Below are 18,608 nucleotides of genomic sequence, written 5' to 3'. Positions count from 1 at the left end.
GGGTTTTTACTTTAATAAGCTATGTTTTACTTCACTTCCTCAAAGTCAACATCCTCTACGTTATCACCTTCTGAGGCTCCGTTACCAGCAGCAGCATCACCACCTGCGGTGTCTCCTGCTGCTCCTGCTGCTCCGCCCTGTGCTTCAGCTTGCGCTTTGTACATTTCTTCGGAAGCAACTTTCCACGCTTCGTTGATTTTCTCCAAAGCAGGTGTAATGACTGCTAGGTCTTTACCTTCGTAAGCCTTCTTCAATTCCTCCAAAGCTTCCTCAATCGGCTTTTTCTTGTCATCGGACAATTTATCGCCAAACTCGCTCAATTGCTTTTCTGTTTGGAAAATCATTGCATCAGCCTCATTCAACTTATCTGCGGTTTCCTTCGCTTTTTTATCTGCATCGGCATTGGCTTCCGCTTCCGCTTTCATCTTTTGGATTTCTTCTTCGGTAAGACCGGAAGAAGCCTCGATTCGGATATCCTGTGACTTGCCAGTGGCTTTGTCCGTAGCAGAAACCTTGATGATACCGTTAGCATCAATATCGAAGGTCACTTCAATTTGAGGTGTACCTCTTGGTGCTGGTGGAATACCATCCAAGTGGAACCTACCAATAGTTTTGTTATCCGCTGCCATAGGTCTTTCCCCTTGCAGTACGTGGATTTCAACCGAAGGCTGATTGTCCGCTGCGGTAGAGAACACCTGTGATTTCTTTGTTGGGATAGTTGTGTTCGCCTCAATCAATTTGGTGAATACGCTTCCCATGGTTTCGATACCCAAAGAAAGTGGGGTTACATCCAACAAGAGTACGTCTTTTACATCTCCTGTCAATACACCACCTTGGATAGCGGCACCAATGGCAACAACCTCATCTGGGTTTACACCTTTGGATGGCTTTTTACCGAAGAACTTCTCAACGGCTTCCTGTACCGCTGGGATACGGGTAGAACCACCTACCAAGATAATCTCATCAATATCGCTTTTGGACAATCCTGCAGCCTTCAATGCTTTTTCGCATGGGTCGATTGTTCTTTTCACCAAATCGGCGATCAATTGCTCAAATTTGGAACGCGATAGTGTTCTTACCAAGTGCTTTGGTCCTGAAGACGTAGCTGTTACATAGGGTAAGTTGATTTCTGTCTGTGCAGAAGAAGACAACTCGATTTTCGCCTTTTCGGCAGCTTCCCTCAAACGTTGCAATGCCATTGGGTCTTCACGAAGGTCCATATCTTCATCTTTCTTGAACTCTTCGGCCAACCAATCAATGATTTTTTGGTCAACGTCGTCACCACCCAAGTGGGTATCACCATCTGTGGCCAATACTTCAAAAACGCCATCTCCCAATTCCAAAATGGAAACATCGTGCGTACCACCACCAAAGTCAAAAACTACAATTTTCTGTTCAGTGTCTTTTTTATCAAGTCCGTATGCCAAGGATGCGGCAGTTGGCTCGTTGATGATACGTTCCACGGTAAGACCTGCGATTTCACCAGCTTCTTTGGTGGCCTGTCTTTGTGAATCGTTAAAATATGCGGGAACGGTGATGACCGCTCTGGTTACATCTTGCCCCAAGTAATCCTCTGCAGTTTTCTTCATTTTTTGAAGAATCATGGCAGACAATTCCTGTGGAGTATACAAACGACCATCCACATCTACACGTGGTGTATCGTTGTCACCTTTCACCACTTTATAAGGAACCCTAGTGGCCTCCTTGCTGGATTCTGAGTATTTGTTACCCATAAATCGCTTAATGGAATAAATTGTTTTGTGAGGATTGGTCACAGCCTGTCTTTTTGCAGGGTCTCCGACCTTGATCTCCCCACCATCAACAAATGCGATCATCGATGGAGTGGTTCGTTTACCTTCAGCATTTGGGATTACTACAGGCTCGTTACCTTCCATTACAGAGACGCAGGAGTTGGTTGTGCCTAAGTCTATACCTATAATCTTGCTCATCGTATCTAAAAGTTATATCTGTTTAAAATTCAATTTTGTTTCGCTCTTAAAATGTCAATGATTATGCCACGACATAGAATCTGACAAGGTGTCATATTATTGTCAAAACACTTAAAAACGTTGACTCCGTTGAGGATGCCATAATCAATATTGAAAAAGCCGTCCGTATATTTAAATATTCGCATTTTTATCCCGTTTAGCTTCCTATATTTGAAACTATAAATTGAGTTTATGGAGTGTATTAGTGTTTTTGATATGCTAAAGATTGGAGTGGGGCCTTCCAGCTCCCATACCCTTGGGCCATGGCGTGCCGCCGAACGTTGGATCGCAGAACTTGAAGAGCAACATGTTTTTGATGAAGTACAATCCATTAAGATATATTTGTACGGGTCGCTTTCCCTCACTGGAAAAGGACATGCAACAGATATTGCCGTAGTAATGGGGTTGTTGGGAACAGACCCTGTGACAATCGATATTGACAGTATTTCAGGAAGTATTGACAAGATCAAGACCGAGAACAAACTCTATTTGGGCGGAAAAAGAGAGATTTCTTTTAGTTTCCTCAACGATGTAGTCTTCAAAAAAGAGTTTCTTCCCTTTCACGCAAACGCAATGCAATTTGAAGCCGAACTGGTTACTGGAGAAACCATTTCCGAAACATACTATTCTATTGGCGGAGGTTTTGTGGTAAAAGAAGAGCGTATCCATGCAAAGGAGAACAAAGAAACCTTTAAAACATTTCCTCATCCCGTTAAGACTGGGGATGAATTGCTACAACATTGCAATGCACAAGATAAATCCATCTCCACCATTGTGATGGAAAATGAGCTTTCGCTAAGGACTGAACCTGAAATAGACGAGGGCATTGCCCGAATCTGGAACACCATGTTGGAAAGCATGTACGTTGGATGTCACACCGAAGGTAAGCTCCCCGGTGGATTGAACGTAAAGCGACGTGCTTTTGAGATGCACCAAAAACTTAAAGAGGATATTCCCTACTCCAATCCGCAGGAGTGGCTGGAAAGTATTCGCGATACAGAAGTCAAATTCCGTCAGATCATTAAATGGGTAAGTTGTTTTGCTCTAAGCGTCAACGAGGTAAATGCCTCCTTGGGACGAGTGGTCACGGCCCCAACCAATGGAAGCGCAGGGGTAATCCCAGCCGTATTGATGTACTATATGGTCATTGAAAACCACGATGCCAATTTTGACGACGTGAAACAGTTTTTGTTGGTAGCCAGCGAAGTGGGAAGTATTTTTAAAAAAGGAGCTACCATCTCCGCAGCCATGGGTGGGTGCCAAGCTGAAATCGGTGTATCATCCGCCATGGCCGCAGCAGGATTAACAGAGTTGATGGGCGGCACTCCTGAACAAGTATTGATTGCCGCTGAAATTGCCATGGAGCATCACCTTGGGCTCACGTGCGACCCTATTGGCGGTTTGGTACAAGTTCCCTGTATAGAACGTAACGCCATGGGAGCCATTAAAGCCATCAACGCCGCGGAATTGGCACTGGATACGGATCCAAACGAGGTAAAAGTACCTTTGGACAAAGTAGTAAATACTATGTGGGAAACGGCAAAAGATATGAGCTCCAAATACAAGGAAACCTCCGAAGGAGGACTTGCGGTAGGGGTATTCTTGAGTGATTGTTAATCCATACAACCTTCCTTGCCCCTAGTATCGATTAGATAAATAATCTTCCATTCACCGTCAAAATTAATAAGTTGAAAGGAATTAATGCCGCAATGGCTAAATTCCCCGTTCAGCCAAAATTCGTAACCCACCCAAGCGTTGGCCATGGTCCTATCTACCTGAATGGAAAAAGAAGTAAGCTTTTCCTCGAACTTCACAGTTTCTGGTATGCCCACAATGGATTTTAAAAATTTCGAGAATTCTTCGGTTTTGAAAAGTGTCTTGCCCTCTGGGTTTCTTCCCGTGGTCTGCAGCACAATTTCATCGGCCACCGTACTTTTAATAATCGTCGAATCTTGTTCATGGAAACCTTCAAAGAAAGTTTCTATAACTTGTATTACATGGGCTTCAGCTTCTTCATTCGATGGATTCGGACCTTGTGCATATCCGAACGCACCCAAAGCAAATAATACTACACAACTGAACAGTTTTCTCATTTGATTAGTTTTTTGATCAATGCCTAAATTAAACAAATCTCCTTACTTTTAGCCATCAAATAGAATTACGATGTCTACAGCTAAAAAAGAATACAAGAGAGTAACCGTAAAATCGTTGGTGGATATGAAAAAGACCGGTGAGAAAATCAGTATGCTCACCTCTTACGATTACTCCATGGCCAAAATCGTGGATGGTGCCAATGTGGACGCTATTTTAGTGGGCGATTCCGCCAGTAATGTCATGGCCGGTCATGAAACCACATTGCCCATTACCCTAGACCAAATGATCTATCATGCAAGCTCTGTTGTAAGAGCGGCCAAAAGGGCGCTTGTTGTAGTGGATATTCCCTTTGGAAGCTATCAAGGAGACTCCAAAGAAGCTTTACGCTCCGCTATACGAATCATGAAAGAAAGCGGTGCCCATGCTGTAAAGGTTGAAGGTGGCGAAGAAATCAAGATATCCATCAGCCGTATATTGGAAGCAGGCATCCCTGTGATGGGCCACCTAGGACTCACTCCACAATCTATCTATAAATTCGGCACCTATACCGTTCGTGCAAAAGAAGAAGAGGAAGCCGAAAAATTGAAGTCAGATGCCAAATTATTGGAAGAATTGGGCTGTTTTGCCATAGTGTTGGAGAAAATTCCAGCCAAATTGGCAAAAGAGGTGGCGGAAAGCGTGTCTATTCCCATTATTGGAATTGGCGCAGGCAACCATGTGGACGGTCAGGTTTTAGTGGTTCACGATATGTTGGGAATGACCCACGAGTTCCATCCTAGATTTTTAAGAAGGTACCTGAACCTCTATGATGAAATGAGCGATGCGGTATCCCAATACGTGAACGATGTAAAAAGCCAGGATTTTCCAAATGATGAGGAATCTTACTAGTACGGTTGGATTATTAGATGGTTCGATTGTTCGATTATTCTGTTTTTAGATTTTAATATGTATTTTTAAGTATCGGCCTCCTAACCAAAATCAATTGAAATGCATCGATTTAAGGATTTGGAAATATGGAGATTAAGCCGAAGGTTTTGTCCAGATGTTTATAACATTACAGCATCATTCCCAGAGACGGAGAAGTTTGGTATTTCAAATCAATTGAGAAGGGCTTCCGTATCAATTCCATCCAACATTGCAGAGGGTTGCTCAAGGAAATCCAAAAAAGATTTTTCAAGGTTTTTGGAAATTGCCATAGGTTCCATGTATGAGGTTGAGACCCAACTATTAATTTCCAACGACTTAAAATTTATTCACAAGAATGAATTGAACTATCTCTTGGATAAATTAGATTCAATAATTAAAATGACCTCAAAATTTAAGTCCACCATAAAGTGAAATCCAAGAATCCAAAAATCGAAGAATCTAATAGATCTACTCCCTCCAATCTTCAGGTTTTGTTTGAAGACAACCACTTGATTGTGATCAATAAGCGAGTTGGGGACATTGTACAAGGGGATAAAACAGGTGATGCCCCTCTAAGCGAAGTGGTAAAGCAATACCTCAAAGAGAAATATAACAAGCCTGGCAATGTATATTTGGGCGTGGTGCATCGATTGGATAGACCCACATCGGGCATTGTACTATTTTCCAAAACCTCCAAAGCATTGCCACGCCTAAATAAAATGTTTGCTCAGGGCGATACGAAAAAAGTGTATTGGGCGGTGGTAAAAAATGCCCCTCCACAAGAAAGTGGAACTTTGACACATTGGCTGGTACGCAACCCTAAGCAGAACAAATCGTACGCGCACGAAAAGGAAGTTCCCGACAGCAAAAAAGCGGTTTTGGATTATAAAATCATAAAAAAACTTGATAATTATTTTTTGTTGGAAATTGATTTGAAAACTGGTAGACATCATCAAATTAGGGCGCAGCTGGCAGCTATAGGCTGTACCATAAAAGGAGATTTAAAATATGGTGCCGACCGTAGCAACAAAGATGGAGGCATACACCTACACTCCAGAAGCTTGTTACTATTGCACCCCGTTCAAAAAGAGCCCGTGTCGTTTTTGGCGCCTCCACCAGAAGACCCTATTTGGAACGCCTGCGTTAGCGAGTAATTGCCAATGCCTTTTCCCTGATGATTTCGGAAACAGGCTTGTTCTGTAAATGGCTTTCTAACCACGAAAGAATATCCAAATACAGGAACGCCCTTTTTTCGTATGGGTGGTTTTCATATTTCTTCAACTCATTGTACAACTTTTGGAACTCTCCTTTTAAATCGGTCGGGTAGATATCCCCAAGGTTTCGCAAGAATTTGATCATTTCCTTTTGCACCTCGTGCAAATCGTTCATTTTCAGCAAGAACTTATATGTACTTTTAAGCTGAACTTCCAAATGGTAGTCCATTCCCGCCTCATAATGTGCTACTAGGCTCAATACCCTTGCAAAGCACATCAAATCTTCCCGCATCTTTAATTTTTTGTTGGAGATGATTTTTTTGAGATAAGCAATACAGTTCTTGTTATCTCCATTTCCAAAGTACAGGCAGGCAATTTTGTAGTAAAGCAACATAATGTGGTGCTCATCAATCTGTTGTCTGTGTTTTTTGATACCGTACTCGATAATGTTCACCAAGTAAATACCCTTATCAAAAGTACCTTCCAAAAAATGAAGGTTCAATTTGTTGGTGTTGATGTACAAAAAGGCAAGTGAACTTATATTGTCGTTTTTAGGAAAACCAAGGTCTTGAACTTGCTCTTCCAAGCGTTCCAAAGTTTGTCTAAACTGTGATGCATATTTCACAAAGAACAAGGACTCCAATAAATAATGGTTCCCTTTTAAAAAGAACACGGGGTTCAGCGGGATCATATGTTCGTTTTCGTAGAAAAGGTCCACCCACTTGCTTGCGTATTTGTAGGCTGACAAAAAGTCCTGAATCAAAAGACTATACCATAGATGTGCTTTGTACAGCCATAATTTTTCTCGGAAACCCAACTTTTCAATATCATATTTGGGCAAATGCTCGTCAAAGTAACTCTTTACTTTTTGAAGGTCCTCATCGCTGCGCACATATCCTACTTTCAGCATCATCCCATACAATTGCAGTGAAAGGTTGGAAAGCTTGCTCGTCATCACATTTTGTGCGGATAGTTCCTTGGCTTCAACGGCAAGTTCATCGGCCCGGTCCGGAATACTTCGGGTAATATATTGGGTTTCGATTACTTTTTCCAACTCCACGATTTCGTAGGCCACATTCTTCTCCTCATTTTCAATGGCAAAACTTTTGGCCTTCTCCAAAATCTTCAAGCTTTGTTTGTACAGCCCCTTTTGATACAGAATAGTGGCAAAATCCAGTTGTTCCCGAATCTGGATGCGAACATTTTGGTTCACGGGGTTCAAACGTAGGCTCACCAATATTTGCTTGTACAAATGCGCTTTAAGGTTGGAGAGCTGTGATTTTTTGACAATGCCGCTGTCCAAAATTTGCTTTTCATCGTACTTTCGCATCTTATCCAAGAGGTTAAAAAGTGCCAAAAACTTGGCATCCGTATTCACCCCCAATCGGCCAACATATAGTTTGAATTGGCGTTTTTCAGATTTAGAGAGTGATTTTACCAGCACAAACAAAGCATCCTGATGGGCATTTGTCATCGTAAAAAATAATATTTAAAGTGTTGTTTTTCAGCTAATTGAACACAACAAAAAGCAGTTTAACGTTGTAACACAATCCGGGCTGCCTTTCATCTTCAACCTTGCTTTACTAATTTCGTTAGTCATAGAAAAAATCAGGTTGATATCATGGGTAAAGATAAGGTAGAAATTTTTGACACAACACTAAGAGATGGAGAACAAGTTCCAGGATGTAAACTGGATACCGAACAAAAATTGATCATTGCCGAACGATTGGATGAACTCGGAGTTGATGTGATCGAGGCAGGTTTCCCCATATCCAGCCCTGGTGATTTCAAATCGGTGAACGAAATTGCAAAGTTGGTCAAAAATGCTACAGTATGTGGATTGACCCGCGCCGTTAAAAAAGATATCGAAGTGGCCGCTGAAGCCATCAAAATTGCAAAAAGACCTAGAATACATACCGGAATCGGGACTTCCGAATCCCACATCAAATACAAATTCAACTCTACTCAAGATAAGATTATTGAGCGTGCTGTTGATGCGGTAGCCTATGCCAAGACTTTTGTGGAAGATGTGGAATTCTATGCTGAAGACGCTGGACGAACCGACAACGAATTTTTAGCTCGAATTTGTGAAGCTGTCATAAAAGCTGGTGCAACCGTACTTAACATTCCTGATACAACAGGATATTGCCTTCCAGAGGAATATGGCGCTAAAATGAAATACTTAAAAGAAAATGTGACCGGTATTGATAAGGCCATTCTTTCTTGCCACTGTCACAACGATCTTGGTTTGGCCACGGCCAACTCCATTGCAGGTGTAATCAACGGTGCCAGACAAATTGAATGTACCATCAACGGTATCGGTGAGAGAGCCGGCAATACTTCTTTAGAAGAGGTTGTAATGATTATGAGACAGCATCCGCATTTAAACTTGGATACCAATATCAACAGTCAATTATTATGGGACACCAGCACCATGGTTTCCCAAAAAATGGGAATGCCAGTACAGCCCAATAAAGCCATTGTGGGGTCCAATGCATTTGCGCATAGTTCTGGAATCCACCAAGACGGTGTGATCAAACGTAGGGAAACTTACGAAATCATCGACCCTAAGGATGTCGGTGTGAGCGAATCCTCCATTGTTTTAACTGCTAGAAGTGGGCGTGCCGCCTTGGCCTACAGAGCTAAAAAGGTAGGTTACGAACTCACAAAGCTTCAATTGGACACTGTGTATGAAAACTTCTTGAAATACGCGGACGTGAAGAAGGAGATTTTGGATGAAGATATCCACGAGATTGTTGAGACCAGCAATGTCGGAATGAAAAGTTTGGCGTAACACAAGTATCATATGACATTGAAAATTGCATTGCTCCCTGGAGATGGTGTGGGCCCCGAAGTGCTGGCCCAGGCTGTAAAATGTCTGGAAGCTGTTGAAGAAACCTTTAATCAACGATTTATATTTAAAGAAGCTCTTGTTGGTGCCATCGCTATCGACAAAAAAGGAACTCCCCTACCCGATACCACCCTAAAGCTTTGCAAAGAGTCGGATGCCGTGCTTTTTGGCGCCATTGGCGACCCAAAATATGACAACGACCCAGATGCCAAAGTGCGCCCCGAACAGGGCTTGCTCCAATTACGAAAAGAACTAGGCCTTTTCGCCAATATCAGACCTGTCTTGTCACACCCAACTTTGTTGGACAAATCACCCCTAAAAAAGAAAGTGATCAACGGTACCGATTTTGTAATCTACCGTGAGCTTACAGGAGGAATATATTTTGGGGAGAAAAAATTGAACGAGGAAGGCACAAAAGCTTCCGACCTTTGTGAATATAGCGAAGCTGAAATAAGCCGTATAGCACATTTGGCCTTTAAAGCGGCTAAAGGAAGAAAAAAGAAACTTACTTTGGTGGACAAAGCGAATGTTTTGGAATCTTCCAGATTATGGCGTAAGGTTGTGACAAGAATTGGTGAAAGCTACCCCGAAGTGGCATTGAATTTTTTATTTGTGGACAATGCCGCAATGCAGATTATACTCAACCCCAGACAATTTGATGTTATTTTGACAGAGAACATGTTCGGAGACATTATTTCTGATGAGGGTAGCGTTATCGGTGGTTCCATAGGTTTGTTGGCCTCGGCATCTATAGGCGAAGAAAATGCTTTGTTCGAGCCTATACACGGCTCATACCCACAAGCAAAGGGGAATGATATTGCCAACCCGATCGCCTCCATATTATCCGCTGCAATGCTTTTGGAACACTTTGGACTTATTGAAGAAGCATGGGCCATCAAAAAAGCGGTGGACAAATCACTTAAAAAAGGAATTGTAACTCCGGATTTAAAGGAAAACAGTCAATACGGAACCAATCAAGTTGGTGATTTTATCGCACATAACATTGTAGATATTGAAGATGATACCCTTATGAACGATGAAAACATCGACTTGGGGAAATCGACCATTATATAGCTTCGCTATTTTCTCCGGTTTCCTGTGACGTTGTCAGCTCTTGAATGGTTTTATTGAACTCTTCTTTAAATTCGATAAACTTTTCACCAGTCGCCGGTCCATTAAAACCTGTGTGAATCTTCTTGACTTTTCCGAATTTATCAATATAAATGGTAGTAGGATATGACAGAATATGGTTCAACATCGGCAACTTCTCGTTGGCCTTTTGTTTATTCGAGGTCCCATATTGCGCCAATAGAATAGGATACGGCACCTCTTCTCGCGCTTTCAATCGATTTATGCCCTCGATGGCCTTTTCCTCGGTTTTGGAATACTCGAATGCTAGCCCCACAAATTGCACATCCAAATCGGGGTTGTTCTTGATAAAATCCACATAGAATCGGGTTTCGTCCAAACAATTGGTACACCATGTTCCCATAATCTGAACCAGTACCGGCTTTCCTTGGAACATTGGGTCATCCAGTCCTATCATTTGCCCTTCACTGTTCGGGAAAGTGAAATCAAATTTATCATAACCTTCACGTAAATAGGTGAGTTCGTTCGAATCGGGAAGTTCAAAAGCTTCATTTCTAGCTCCAAGAAATTCCTGTACGGAATGTTGTCCGGAATAGAACTTTCCGTCCAAAGTACTATCGGTTACTTGGGCCAAAAAAAGAAATACGTGGGAACCATCAAAAGCGGACAGTTTCATACTATCCCCTGTCACCACTCCTTCCAAATAGCGATAATCTCCTGTGTTGGTCCTAAAAGTTCCCTTTACCTCATTGCCGTTCTGCATAAAAATACCCTTGGCAGGATATTCATCCTCCGTGTTCACTTTAAAATAGGTCTCCCAGATACCTGAAATGTTCACATCAGCTGGTTTCTCCGCATCAAAACGGTCTTGTGGACCATGTACAGCCTTAAAGGGAACACTGCGTTCCTTACTTTCCTCAACAAATTTCCCTGTGATTTCGGTAGCAGTGTATCTTCCAACTATATGACCTTCAAAAATGGGCATACGAATATCGATGGAGTCACCATCAAAGGTAAACTCATCGATCTCCACTACCTCTTCGGCGTTGTATACTTTCATTACATATCCACCTTCATCGTTTTGGGAAATGGTAAACTCAAATGGTAGCATTTGCGACTCAGAAACTTCCATAGTTCCCAGCCAGTGACCAATTATAAGATCTCCTTTCCCTTCTTTTTTGCAAGAGGCCATAAGAATCAAAAGCCCCAGCATTGCCAACCTGATTCTTCTCATAAAATGAAAGATTTTACCTAAATGTAGGGAATACATTTTAAAACAGAGCATTTCTATAGGTTTATGGTTATTATTATCGTTGAATCTGTTCCCCTATTGTTATATATTTGTGCCCTCTAAAAACGGGCTATGAAGATTTCTTATAACTGGTTAAAACAATTTTTACAAATTGATTGGGACGCTCAAAAAACAGGTGAACTATTAACTGACCTCGGGCTTGAGGTTGAGGGCATATCTCAATTTGAATCAGTTAAGGGTGGATTAAAAGGTATTGTAGTAGGACAAGTGCTTACTTGTGAAAAACACCCAAATGCAGATAAGCTAAAACTAACTACAGTAGATATAGGTCAAGAGGCACCGTTGCAGATTGTTTGTGGCGCCCCCAACGTAGCCGCCGGACAAAAAGTACCTGTTGCAACTGTTGGAACCACGCTCTACACTCCAGAAGGTGAAGCTTGGGTCATCAAGAAAGGGAAAATTCGTGGTGAGGTAAGCGAGGGCATGATCTGTGCCGAAGATGAAATAGGTGTTGGTGAAAGCCACGATGGGATTATGGTTCTCAATGAGGAATTGATTCCCGGCACGCCTTGTTCCAAAGTTTTTGACATTGAAAATGACGAGGTTTTTGAAATAGGCCTTACTCCTAACCGGGCCGATGCCATGAGTCATTTTGGAGTGGCGCGTGACCTTAAGGCTGGTTTGGAGCAAAAAGAAATCCAAAAAGAACTGGTTACCCCCTCCGTAAGCAACTTTTCTATCGACAACCGCTCTTTAAAGGTCGACGTAGAGGTTTTAGAAAGCAACCTTGCTCCAAGATATTGCGGTGTAACCATAAGTAATCTAGTTGTACAGGATTCTCCGGATTGGCTAAAAAATAGGCTAAAATCCATTGGATTGGCCCCAATAAACAATGTTGTGGACGTCACCAACTATGTGCTTCACGAACTGGGCCAGCCATTGCATGCCTTTGATGCATTTAAAATAAAAGGTAACAAAGTAGAGGTAAAAACTTTGCCAAGTGGCACCAAGTTCACCACTTTGGATGGTGTTGAACGCGAATTGCACGAAGACGACCTTATGATTTGTGATGCGGGAACCCCAATGTGCATTGCTGGTGTTTTTGGAGGGCTTCACTCCGGGGTTACGGAACACACCACTTCCATATTTTTGGAGAGTGCCTACTTTGACTCTGTTTCAATTAGAAAGACAGCCAAAAGACATGGTCTTAATACTGATGCTTCGTTTCGATTTGAAAGGGGCATCGATATCAATTTGACCAAATACGCCTTGAAAAGGGCCGCATTGTTAATAAGGGAAATTGCTGGCGGATATATCACTTCGGAGATTGTTGACTTATTTCCAAAAAAACCACAGGATAGACAAGTATTCTTGACCTTCAATAAAATTCATTCATTGATTGGCCAGGAGATTCCACAGGATACCATCAAATCGATTCTTTCTTCGTTAGAAATCCGCATCAACAATGTAACCGAATCGGGGCTTGGCTTAACCATTCCTGCGTATAGGGTGGATGTAACAAGAGAGGTTGATGTTATCGAGGAAATCCTAAGGGTTTACGGCTATAACAACATTGACTTTAAGGAGAAACTGAACGCATCCATTGCCAAAACATCACGATTCGAAAACTACAGAATACAAGATTTGGTTGGAAATATGCTTGCAGCAAAAGGTTTTTATGAGATAATGACCAACAGTCTGGTCTCATCGGATATTACTTCTACAGATGATAGCGCTGTTCAGATGTTGAATCCGTTGAGCTCCGACTTATCCGTGCTAAGAACCTCCATGCTTCATTCAGGACTCCAAACGGTAAGCTATAACCACAATCGCCAAAAAACGGACCTTAAGTTGTTCGAGTTCGGAAAAACGTATCACAAAATAAACGGAGAGCATATAGAAAAACAACATTTGGCCATTTTCATCTCAGGCGACCGTAACCAAAACAGTTGGTCGGTGGCCTCTAAAAAATCAGAGTTTTTCTATCTAAAAGGTATTGTTGACAATGTTTTAGAGCGTTTAGGGTTAAGAGACATCGATACAAAGCCATTGGCCGAATCAGGTTACGCCGAAGGTATTTCTTATGTGAAGAACGACAAAGTCCTGGTATCGCTCGGTTTAGTAGGCAAGGTAGACATTAAAAAATTCGACATTAAACAGGAAGTATTTTACGCCGATTTGGATTGGGATGCCATTCTGGAATCCGTAAGCACACAAAATGTTTCTTTCAAAGAAATTCCAAAGTTCCCAGAGGTAACGCGAGATTTTGCACTACTGTTGGACGAATCGATCTCTTTCCAAAAAGTATACGATATTGCTTGGAATACAGAGAAAAAATTGCTTAAAAAAGTAAACCTGTTCGATGTGTACACTGGAAAAAACTTGCCCGAAGGCAAAAAATCCTACGCTGTAAGCTTCACGTTGATGGATGAAAAGAAAACCTTGACAGACAAACAAATCGACAAGATCATGGGCAAACTTTTGGCCCAGTATCAAAAGGAATTGGGAGCAGAACTTCGTTAAAAATTACATCTGAGCTGGAAGGATAACGCTATCTATTTCATGGACAACGCCTTCATTTTCTAGATTTAGGTCTGCAGCTGTAATCCTGGCCGTATTTCCCATGGGGTCGGTAAGCACAATATCATAGCCATCCAAGTGCGCAATAAGCTTTTTGCCCTGCACCGTTGTAAAACTGGCCATACCATTGCCCCTGCCTATTGCACGCAACATACGGGAAGCAGTAAGTTGGCCTGCAACAATATGGTAGGACAACAACGACTTTAGGGCCCTCTTATCCTCCGCTTTGATCAGCTCGGCTATTTTATTGCTGGAGAACTTTTCGAACGCAGCATCTGATGGCGCAAAAATGGTAAATGGCCCTGATTTTTGAAGCAAAGAGCCCAGTTCAGTTGCATTTACTGCTGCCAACAAAATTTTATGATTATCCATCTTGCCCGTGTACGAAAGTGCATTGGATGTGTTTTGGGCAGTGGTGTAAAATGAAAATGCCAGACAAAGGCATAGCAAGAATTTGGTTGCGGGGGTGTCCATGTGGTTGGTCAAATTATAGGCTTCTCTTAGTTTTACGATTAACTACCAAAAACGTCGATAAGATACACCTTTTTTTGCTTACTTGGTTCAATTAATTTTTATCCATAATTCCATTTAACAGAAACTTAACGCCAATGTTTTTGACAAACACATCTAATCGAAAATTCAATTCCTTAAATTTGAGTAGATTACTGAAAAATTCGCATGATTTTGAGAGGAACAAATATTGAACACAAGCTTCAAAAAAGTAAAAATAAAAGTGCGCGTAGCTTGGATATTTTGGACGAAGTACAACAAATTCTGAATAAACATTCCCACAAGGACGAACAGATATGTAAGCAATTAAGTTCAAAAAGCAACACTCGCGAAAACGACTTTAATTTTGATCTATTGGAGACAGATAAAATCTTTCATATTGAACAAATCAAAGAAATCTGTATCGATTACCGACTGCGTTTTTTGAACAGCTCTTATTTTAAAGGTGAAATTCCACAAGAAGCGATTTCCAAAATCAAACAGTTGGAAGCAGCCCATAACACCAAAATAAAAGGTTTTAAAATTATGGCCCCATCCAAATTGTTCAAATTGGAAGATAAGGATGACCCATTGCTCTTTGCCCCTATCGGAAACGATTATTATTATCTAATCCACAAGTGGGGAAACGATCTTCACCCTTTGCGAAAATTGTTTGCATGGCCTTTTAAGAACATTGCCAACTTGGGATTGGTGGTACTTCTGATCAGCTACCTTGTCACCCTTATGGTTCCTGAAGGGCTCTTTTCCAAAAAAAACACAACGGCAGAGTTTTGGATCATCTACTTTTTTATGTTCAAATGCATTGCATCCATAGTGATTTTCTATGGATTCGCCTTAGGGAAAAACTTTAACCCTGCTATTTGGAAAAGCAAGTACTTTAACGCTTAGACTGTAACGGCGTACATTTTATCACGCTGTTCTTTGATGGATTTATCGGACATATAATCATCAAAGCTCAAGTAACGGTCAATAGCTCCGTTTGGTGTCAACTCAATAATTCTATTTGCCACCGTGTTCACAAACTCATGATCGTGGGTTGTCAACAGGATAGTCCCCTTAAAGTTCTTCAAAGAGTTGTTGAAGGCCGTAATACTCTCCAAATCCAAGTGGTTGGTGGGTTCATCCAACATAAGTACGTTGGCACGGAGCATCATCATACGGCTGAGCATACAACGTACTTTTTCACCTCCCGAAAGAACTGTACACTTTTTAAGTGCTTCCTCTCCACTGAAAAGCATCTTGCCCAAGAAACCGCGAATATATACCTCTTCCCTTTCCTCTTCGGTCTTGGCCCATTGGCGCAACCAATCCACCAAGTTGATGTCTTCTTGGAAAAAATCGGAATTATCCGCTGGCAAATAGGATTGGGTCGTGGTCACCCCCCATTGGTACTTACCACTTTCAGGTTTGAGTTTATTGGCAATAATATCGTAAAATGCCGTTGTTGCACGTGAATCTTTTGATAGAATAGCCACTTTATCCCCTTTGGCCAAGTTGATGTTCACGTCTTTGAACAACAAATCCCCGTCTTCTGAAGTTGCGGATAGTTTCTCTACATTCAAAATTTGATCACCTGCCTCACGCTCTCTATCAAAAATAATGGCTGGGTATCTTCTACTCGAGGGCTTAATATCTTCGACCTTAAGTTTGTCCAACATCTTTTTACGGGAAGTGGCCTGCTTACTTTTGGCCACGTTGGCACTAAAACGCTGAATAAACTCATTGAGTTCTTTCGCCTTTTCTTCGGCCTTTTTGTTTTGCTGCGCCCTCTGACGTGCGGCCAATTGGCTACTCTCGTACCAGAAGGTATAGTTACCGGAAAACAGGTTGATTTTTCCGAAATCAATATCGGCGATGGTGGTACAAACAGCATCCAAAAAGTGTCTGTCGTGAGAAACCACGATTACCGTGTTATCATAATTTGCCAAGAAGTTCTCCAACCAGTTAATTGTATCGTAATCCAAGTCGTTGGTAGGCTCGTCCATAATCAACACATCTGGGTTGCCGAATAAGGCCTGTGCCAAAAGCACACGTACCTTGAGCTTGGAATCCAAATCGGCCATATTGGTATAATGAAGGTCTTCCGGAATACCAAGGTTGGAGAGCATGGCTGCAGCATTGCTATCGGCATTCCATCCGTTCATTTCTTCGAAAGTAACCTGAAGCTCACCTATTTTTTCGGCATTCTCATCCGTGTAGTCAGCATAAAGTGCATCTATTTCCTTTTTTATCTTAAACAGTGGCTTATTTCCCATTACCACAGTCTCCAAAACCGGGTACTCATCATAGGCGTTGTGGTTCTGTTCCAGAATGGACATACGTTTTCCCGGCTCCAAGTGCACATGGCCGGAAGTAGGGTCTATTTGTCCAGATAATATTTTGAGAAAAGTGGATTTTCCAGCGCCATTGGCCCCTATAATACCGTAACAATTCCCTTCGGTAAAGGTTACATTGACCTCATCGAACAAAACTCTTTTGCCAAACTGTACGGATAAATTCGATACTGATAACATGCAACTATCTTAAGATTTTTTGCAAAAGTAGCTAAATACAAATGGTAATTCTAATTTTCAAACGCATATTTAAACGATGGAAAATCACCGTTTAACAACTTTTAACTACCCCTTAACAAGTTTAGCTTCTTGGGTTGCTTACATTTGAAAGTCAAATAGATTGGTATCTATATATGGTAAGATTTTTACTAAGCCTCACTTTTATTTCTTCAATTGTATCGTGCTCAGATGCCCCTGAGAACAATTCCACTGTGTTTTTTGGTGGTGAAATTGTAAACCCTACAAGTGATTATGTGGTTCTTTACCACAAAGATAACTTTGTGGATTCGGTAAAGCTCGATGAAAAAAACCACTTTTCTTTTCAGCTAGACACCTTAGAAGATGGCTTGTATCACTTTGACCACACACCTGAACTTCAATATGTGTATTTGAGCAAGGGAGACAGTCTTGTTGCACGTCTTAATACGGTAGAGTTTGATGAATCACTTGTGTTTTCTGGAAAAGGAAGCGAAATCAACAACTTTCTGATTGAAATTTTTTTACAAAATGAAAGTGACGAGGAACTGATAAAAGATTATTATAGTTTAGACCCTGAGGCTTTCAGCCAAAAAATCGACTCCCTACACAAGGACAAATTGGACTTGTTGAACGAATTGAGTTCCGACGACCAATTGCCCCCAAAAGCTTTGGCCATGGGCAAGGCTTCTGTGTATTACAATACGTTTATCACAAAGGAAAAGTACCCCTTCTATCATAAAAAGAAAACAGGGGAAGAGACCATACACGATCTCAGCAACGAATTTTACAGTTATCGGAAAGAGATAGATTTCAACAATAAGGATTTAACCTATTTAAAACCTTATTTTGATTTCATGAAATGGTATATAGGCAACGTTTCGTACATGACCTGCCTGGATGACTGTTCCAGCAACAAAAAACCCGTAAGCGACCGTTTGCACTTTAACCAACACAAGCTTGCCATTGTAGATAGTATTGTTGTTGAAAAGGAATTGAGAAACAATCTTTTCCGGAATATTGCCGTAGACTACTTAAAGTGGGAACATAATCCTGATACGGAATCCGTAGCTTTTATAGATAAGTTTAAGACGCTATCCACAAATGAGGAGCATGAGCAAGAGATTGAGCTTTTATACAAGGGAATACAAAATCTTCAACCCAACAATACCATCCCGGATATTGCAGTTTTAAATTTCAATGATGAGAAAATATCATTAAAGGATTTAGTCGGTAAAAAAGAAAATACCGTTTTCTATTTCTGGACGGCAGGACAAAAAGGACACTTTAGAAATATAAGCAAGCATATTGCTGAGTTAGAAGGAAAATATCCGAATCATAACTTTTTGGGCATCAATCTAAGAACCAGTCACTCGCAGTGGAAACAACTCATGAGCGAGAACAATTTGGATAAGGAAAAGCAATTCTACGGAGAAAATTTTAAGGAGCTACAAATGGCCATGATCATTGATGGTCTTAACAAATGTGTCATTACTAAAGATTCCGTTGTGGTAGATGGCTTTGCCAATCTTTACACTTCCCTATAAATAAAAAAAGCCCCGAATCTATAATCCAGGGCCTTTTTGGTTTTATCTA

At 41.3% G+C, this 18,608-nt stretch carries 15 protein-coding genes; 9 read left to right on the top strand and 6 right to left on the bottom strand.

The features are described from left to right. Positions 1 to 26 precede the first annotated feature (26 nt). Positions 27 to 1,949 (bottom strand): molecular chaperone DnaK, encoded by a 1,923-nt coding sequence (dnaK, locus tag K1F36_RS06270; protein ID WP_220113035.1) that lies wholly within the window; start codon positions 1,947 to 1,949, stop codon positions 27 to 29. Between the two features lie 231 nt (positions 1,950 to 2,180). Here dnaK and K1F36_RS06265 point away from each other — a divergent pair, with 231 nt between their 5' ends. Then, a complete protein-coding gene (locus tag K1F36_RS06265; protein ID WP_220113034.1) occupies positions 2,181 to 3,605 on the top strand; it encodes an L-serine ammonia-lyase in 1,425 nt (474 codons plus the stop codon). On the opposite strand, the gene K1F36_RS06260 is transcribed toward K1F36_RS06265, so the two are convergent. Next, positions 3,602 to 4,081, bottom strand: coding sequence for a nuclear transport factor 2 family protein (locus tag K1F36_RS06260; RefSeq protein ID WP_220113033.1), 480 nt, complete (start codon positions 4,079 to 4,081; stop codon positions 3,602 to 3,604). The genes K1F36_RS06265 and K1F36_RS06260 overlap by 4 nt on opposite strands. Positions 4,082 to 4,151: 70 nt before the next feature. Here K1F36_RS06260 and panB point away from each other — a divergent pair, with 70 nt between their 5' ends. The 3 genes from panB to K1F36_RS06245 all read left to right on the top strand — a co-directional run bounded on the left by panB (position 4,152) and on the right by K1F36_RS06245 (position 6,142). After that, on the top strand, positions 4,152 to 4,970 hold the full coding sequence (gene panB / locus K1F36_RS06255) for a 3-methyl-2-oxobutanoate hydroxymethyltransferase (RefSeq protein WP_220113032.1): 819 nt from the start codon (positions 4,152 to 4,154) through the stop codon (positions 4,968 to 4,970). 99 nt (positions 4,971 to 5,069) lie between these two features. Beyond that, complete coding sequence (locus K1F36_RS06250) at positions 5,070 to 5,420, top strand: four helix bundle protein (RefSeq protein WP_220113031.1); 351 nt, start codon at positions 5,070 to 5,072, stop codon at positions 5,418 to 5,420. Beyond that, a complete protein-coding gene (locus K1F36_RS06245) occupies positions 5,417 to 6,142 on the top strand; it encodes an RluA family pseudouridine synthase (protein WP_313790065.1) in 726 nt (241 codons plus the stop codon). The genes K1F36_RS06250 and K1F36_RS06245 overlap by 4 nt, the downstream gene beginning before the upstream one ends. Here K1F36_RS06245 and K1F36_RS06240 read toward each other — a convergent pair. Then, a complete protein-coding gene (locus tag K1F36_RS06240; protein WP_220113030.1) occupies positions 6,132 to 7,676 on the bottom strand; it encodes a hypothetical protein in 1,545 nt (514 codons plus the stop codon). The two genes, K1F36_RS06245 and K1F36_RS06240, sit on opposite strands and share 11 nt — an antisense overlap. A gap of 147 nt (positions 7,677 to 7,823) precedes the next feature. On the opposite strand from K1F36_RS06240, the gene K1F36_RS06235 reads away from it, so the two are divergent. Further along, positions 7,824 to 8,996, top strand: coding sequence for a 2-isopropylmalate synthase (locus K1F36_RS06235; RefSeq protein WP_207033244.1), 1,173 nt, complete (start codon positions 7,824 to 7,826; stop codon positions 8,994 to 8,996). Positions 8,997 to 9,008: 12 nt separating this feature from the next. Continuing rightward, positions 9,009 to 10,127, top strand: coding sequence for a 3-isopropylmalate dehydrogenase (gene leuB / locus K1F36_RS06230; RefSeq protein ID WP_220113029.1), 1,119 nt, complete (start codon positions 9,009 to 9,011; stop codon positions 10,125 to 10,127). Here the strand turns inward: leuB and K1F36_RS06225 are convergent. Further along, entirely contained in the window at positions 10,120 to 11,376 is a 1,257-nt protein-coding gene (locus K1F36_RS06225; RefSeq protein WP_220113028.1) for a peroxiredoxin family protein, read from the bottom strand. The genes leuB and K1F36_RS06225 overlap by 8 nt on opposite strands. Before the next feature lie 129 nt (positions 11,377 to 11,505). Between K1F36_RS06225 and pheT the strand changes: the two genes are divergently transcribed. Beyond that, positions 11,506 to 13,917, top strand: coding sequence for a phenylalanine--tRNA ligase subunit beta (gene pheT, locus K1F36_RS06220; RefSeq protein WP_220113027.1), 2,412 nt, complete (start codon positions 11,506 to 11,508; stop codon positions 13,915 to 13,917). Positions 13,918 to 13,920: 3 nt separating this feature from the next. Here the strand turns inward: pheT and K1F36_RS06215 are convergent, their stop codons facing one another. Then, the gene (locus K1F36_RS06215) at positions 13,921 to 14,448 is read right to left on the bottom strand and encodes a fasciclin domain-containing protein (RefSeq protein ID WP_220113026.1); all 528 of its coding nucleotides are present in this window, start codon (positions 14,446 to 14,448) and stop codon (positions 13,921 to 13,923) included. A 204-nt stretch (positions 14,449 to 14,652) separates the two neighbouring features. Here K1F36_RS06215 and K1F36_RS06210 point away from each other — a divergent pair, with 204 nt between their 5' ends. Further along, positions 14,653 to 15,372: a hypothetical protein gene (locus K1F36_RS06210; RefSeq protein ID WP_220113025.1), complete on the top strand. Its 720-nt coding sequence runs from the start codon at positions 14,653 to 14,655 to the stop codon at positions 15,370 to 15,372. On the opposite strand, the gene K1F36_RS06205 is transcribed toward K1F36_RS06210, so the two are convergent. Further along, positions 15,369 to 16,997, bottom strand: a complete 1,629-nt coding sequence (locus tag K1F36_RS06205; RefSeq protein ID WP_220113024.1) for an ABC-F family ATP-binding cassette domain-containing protein — start codon at positions 16,995 to 16,997, stop codon at positions 15,369 to 15,371. The genes K1F36_RS06210 and K1F36_RS06205 overlap by 4 nt on opposite strands. A gap of 173 nt (positions 16,998 to 17,170) precedes the next feature. Between K1F36_RS06205 and K1F36_RS06200 the strand changes: the two genes are divergently transcribed. Continuing rightward, positions 17,171 to 18,559 (top strand): TlpA family protein disulfide reductase, encoded by a 1,389-nt coding sequence (locus K1F36_RS06200; protein WP_258538956.1) that lies wholly within the window; start codon positions 17,171 to 17,173, stop codon positions 18,557 to 18,559. The last annotated feature ends 49 nt before the right edge of the window (positions 18,560 to 18,608 follow it).

Source organism: Flagellimonas abyssi, assembly GCF_019457905.1.
GTDB classification, from domain to species: domain Bacteria; phylum Bacteroidota; class Bacteroidia; order Flavobacteriales; family Flavobacteriaceae; genus Flagellimonas; species Flagellimonas abyssi.
Note: the sequence above shows the minus strand (reverse complement) of the source record. Positions and strands in the feature narration are given on the sequence as shown.

Excerpts from the sequence above, each read along its gene's own strand:
- leuB (WP_220113029.1), top strand. The coding sequence starts at position 9,009 with ATGACATTGAAAATTGCATTGCTCCCTGGAGATGGTGTGGGCCCCGAA.
- panB (WP_220113032.1), top strand. The coding sequence starts at position 4,152 with ATGTCTACAGCTAAAAAAGAATACAAGAGAGTAACCGTAAAATCGTTG.
- dnaK (WP_220113035.1), bottom strand. The coding sequence starts at position 1,949 with ATGAGCAAGATTATAGGTATAGACTTAGGCACAACCAACTCCTGCGTC.
- K1F36_RS06225 (WP_220113028.1), bottom strand. The coding sequence starts at position 11,376 with ATGAGAAGAATCAGGTTGGCAATGCTGGGGCTTTTGATTCTTATGGCC.
- pheT (WP_220113027.1), top strand. The coding sequence starts at position 11,506 with ATGAAGATTTCTTATAACTGGTTAAAACAATTTTTACAAATTGATTGG.
- K1F36_RS06210 (WP_220113025.1), top strand. The coding sequence starts at position 14,653 with ATGATTTTGAGAGGAACAAATATTGAACACAAGCTTCAAAAAAGTAAA.
- K1F36_RS06260 (WP_220113033.1), bottom strand. The coding sequence starts at position 4,081 with ATGAGAAAACTGTTCAGTTGTGTAGTATTATTTGCTTTGGGTGCGTTC.
- K1F36_RS06215 (WP_220113026.1), bottom strand. The coding sequence starts at position 14,448 with ATGGACACCCCCGCAACCAAATTCTTGCTATGCCTTTGTCTGGCATTT.
- K1F36_RS06205 (WP_220113024.1), bottom strand. The coding sequence starts at position 16,997 with ATGTTATCAGTATCGAATTTATCCGTACAGTTTGGCAAAAGAGTTTTG.
- K1F36_RS06200 (WP_258538956.1), top strand. The coding sequence starts at position 17,171 with ATGGTAAGATTTTTACTAAGCCTCACTTTTATTTCTTCAATTGTATCG.
- K1F36_RS06240 (WP_220113030.1), bottom strand. The coding sequence starts at position 7,676 with ATGACAAATGCCCATCAGGATGCTTTGTTTGTGCTGGTAAAATCACTC.
- K1F36_RS06235 (WP_207033244.1), top strand. The coding sequence starts at position 7,824 with ATGGGTAAAGATAAGGTAGAAATTTTTGACACAACACTAAGAGATGGA.
- K1F36_RS06250 (WP_220113031.1), top strand. The coding sequence starts at position 5,070 with ATGCATCGATTTAAGGATTTGGAAATATGGAGATTAAGCCGAAGGTTT.
- K1F36_RS06265 (WP_220113034.1), top strand. The coding sequence starts at position 2,181 with ATGGAGTGTATTAGTGTTTTTGATATGCTAAAGATTGGAGTGGGGCCT.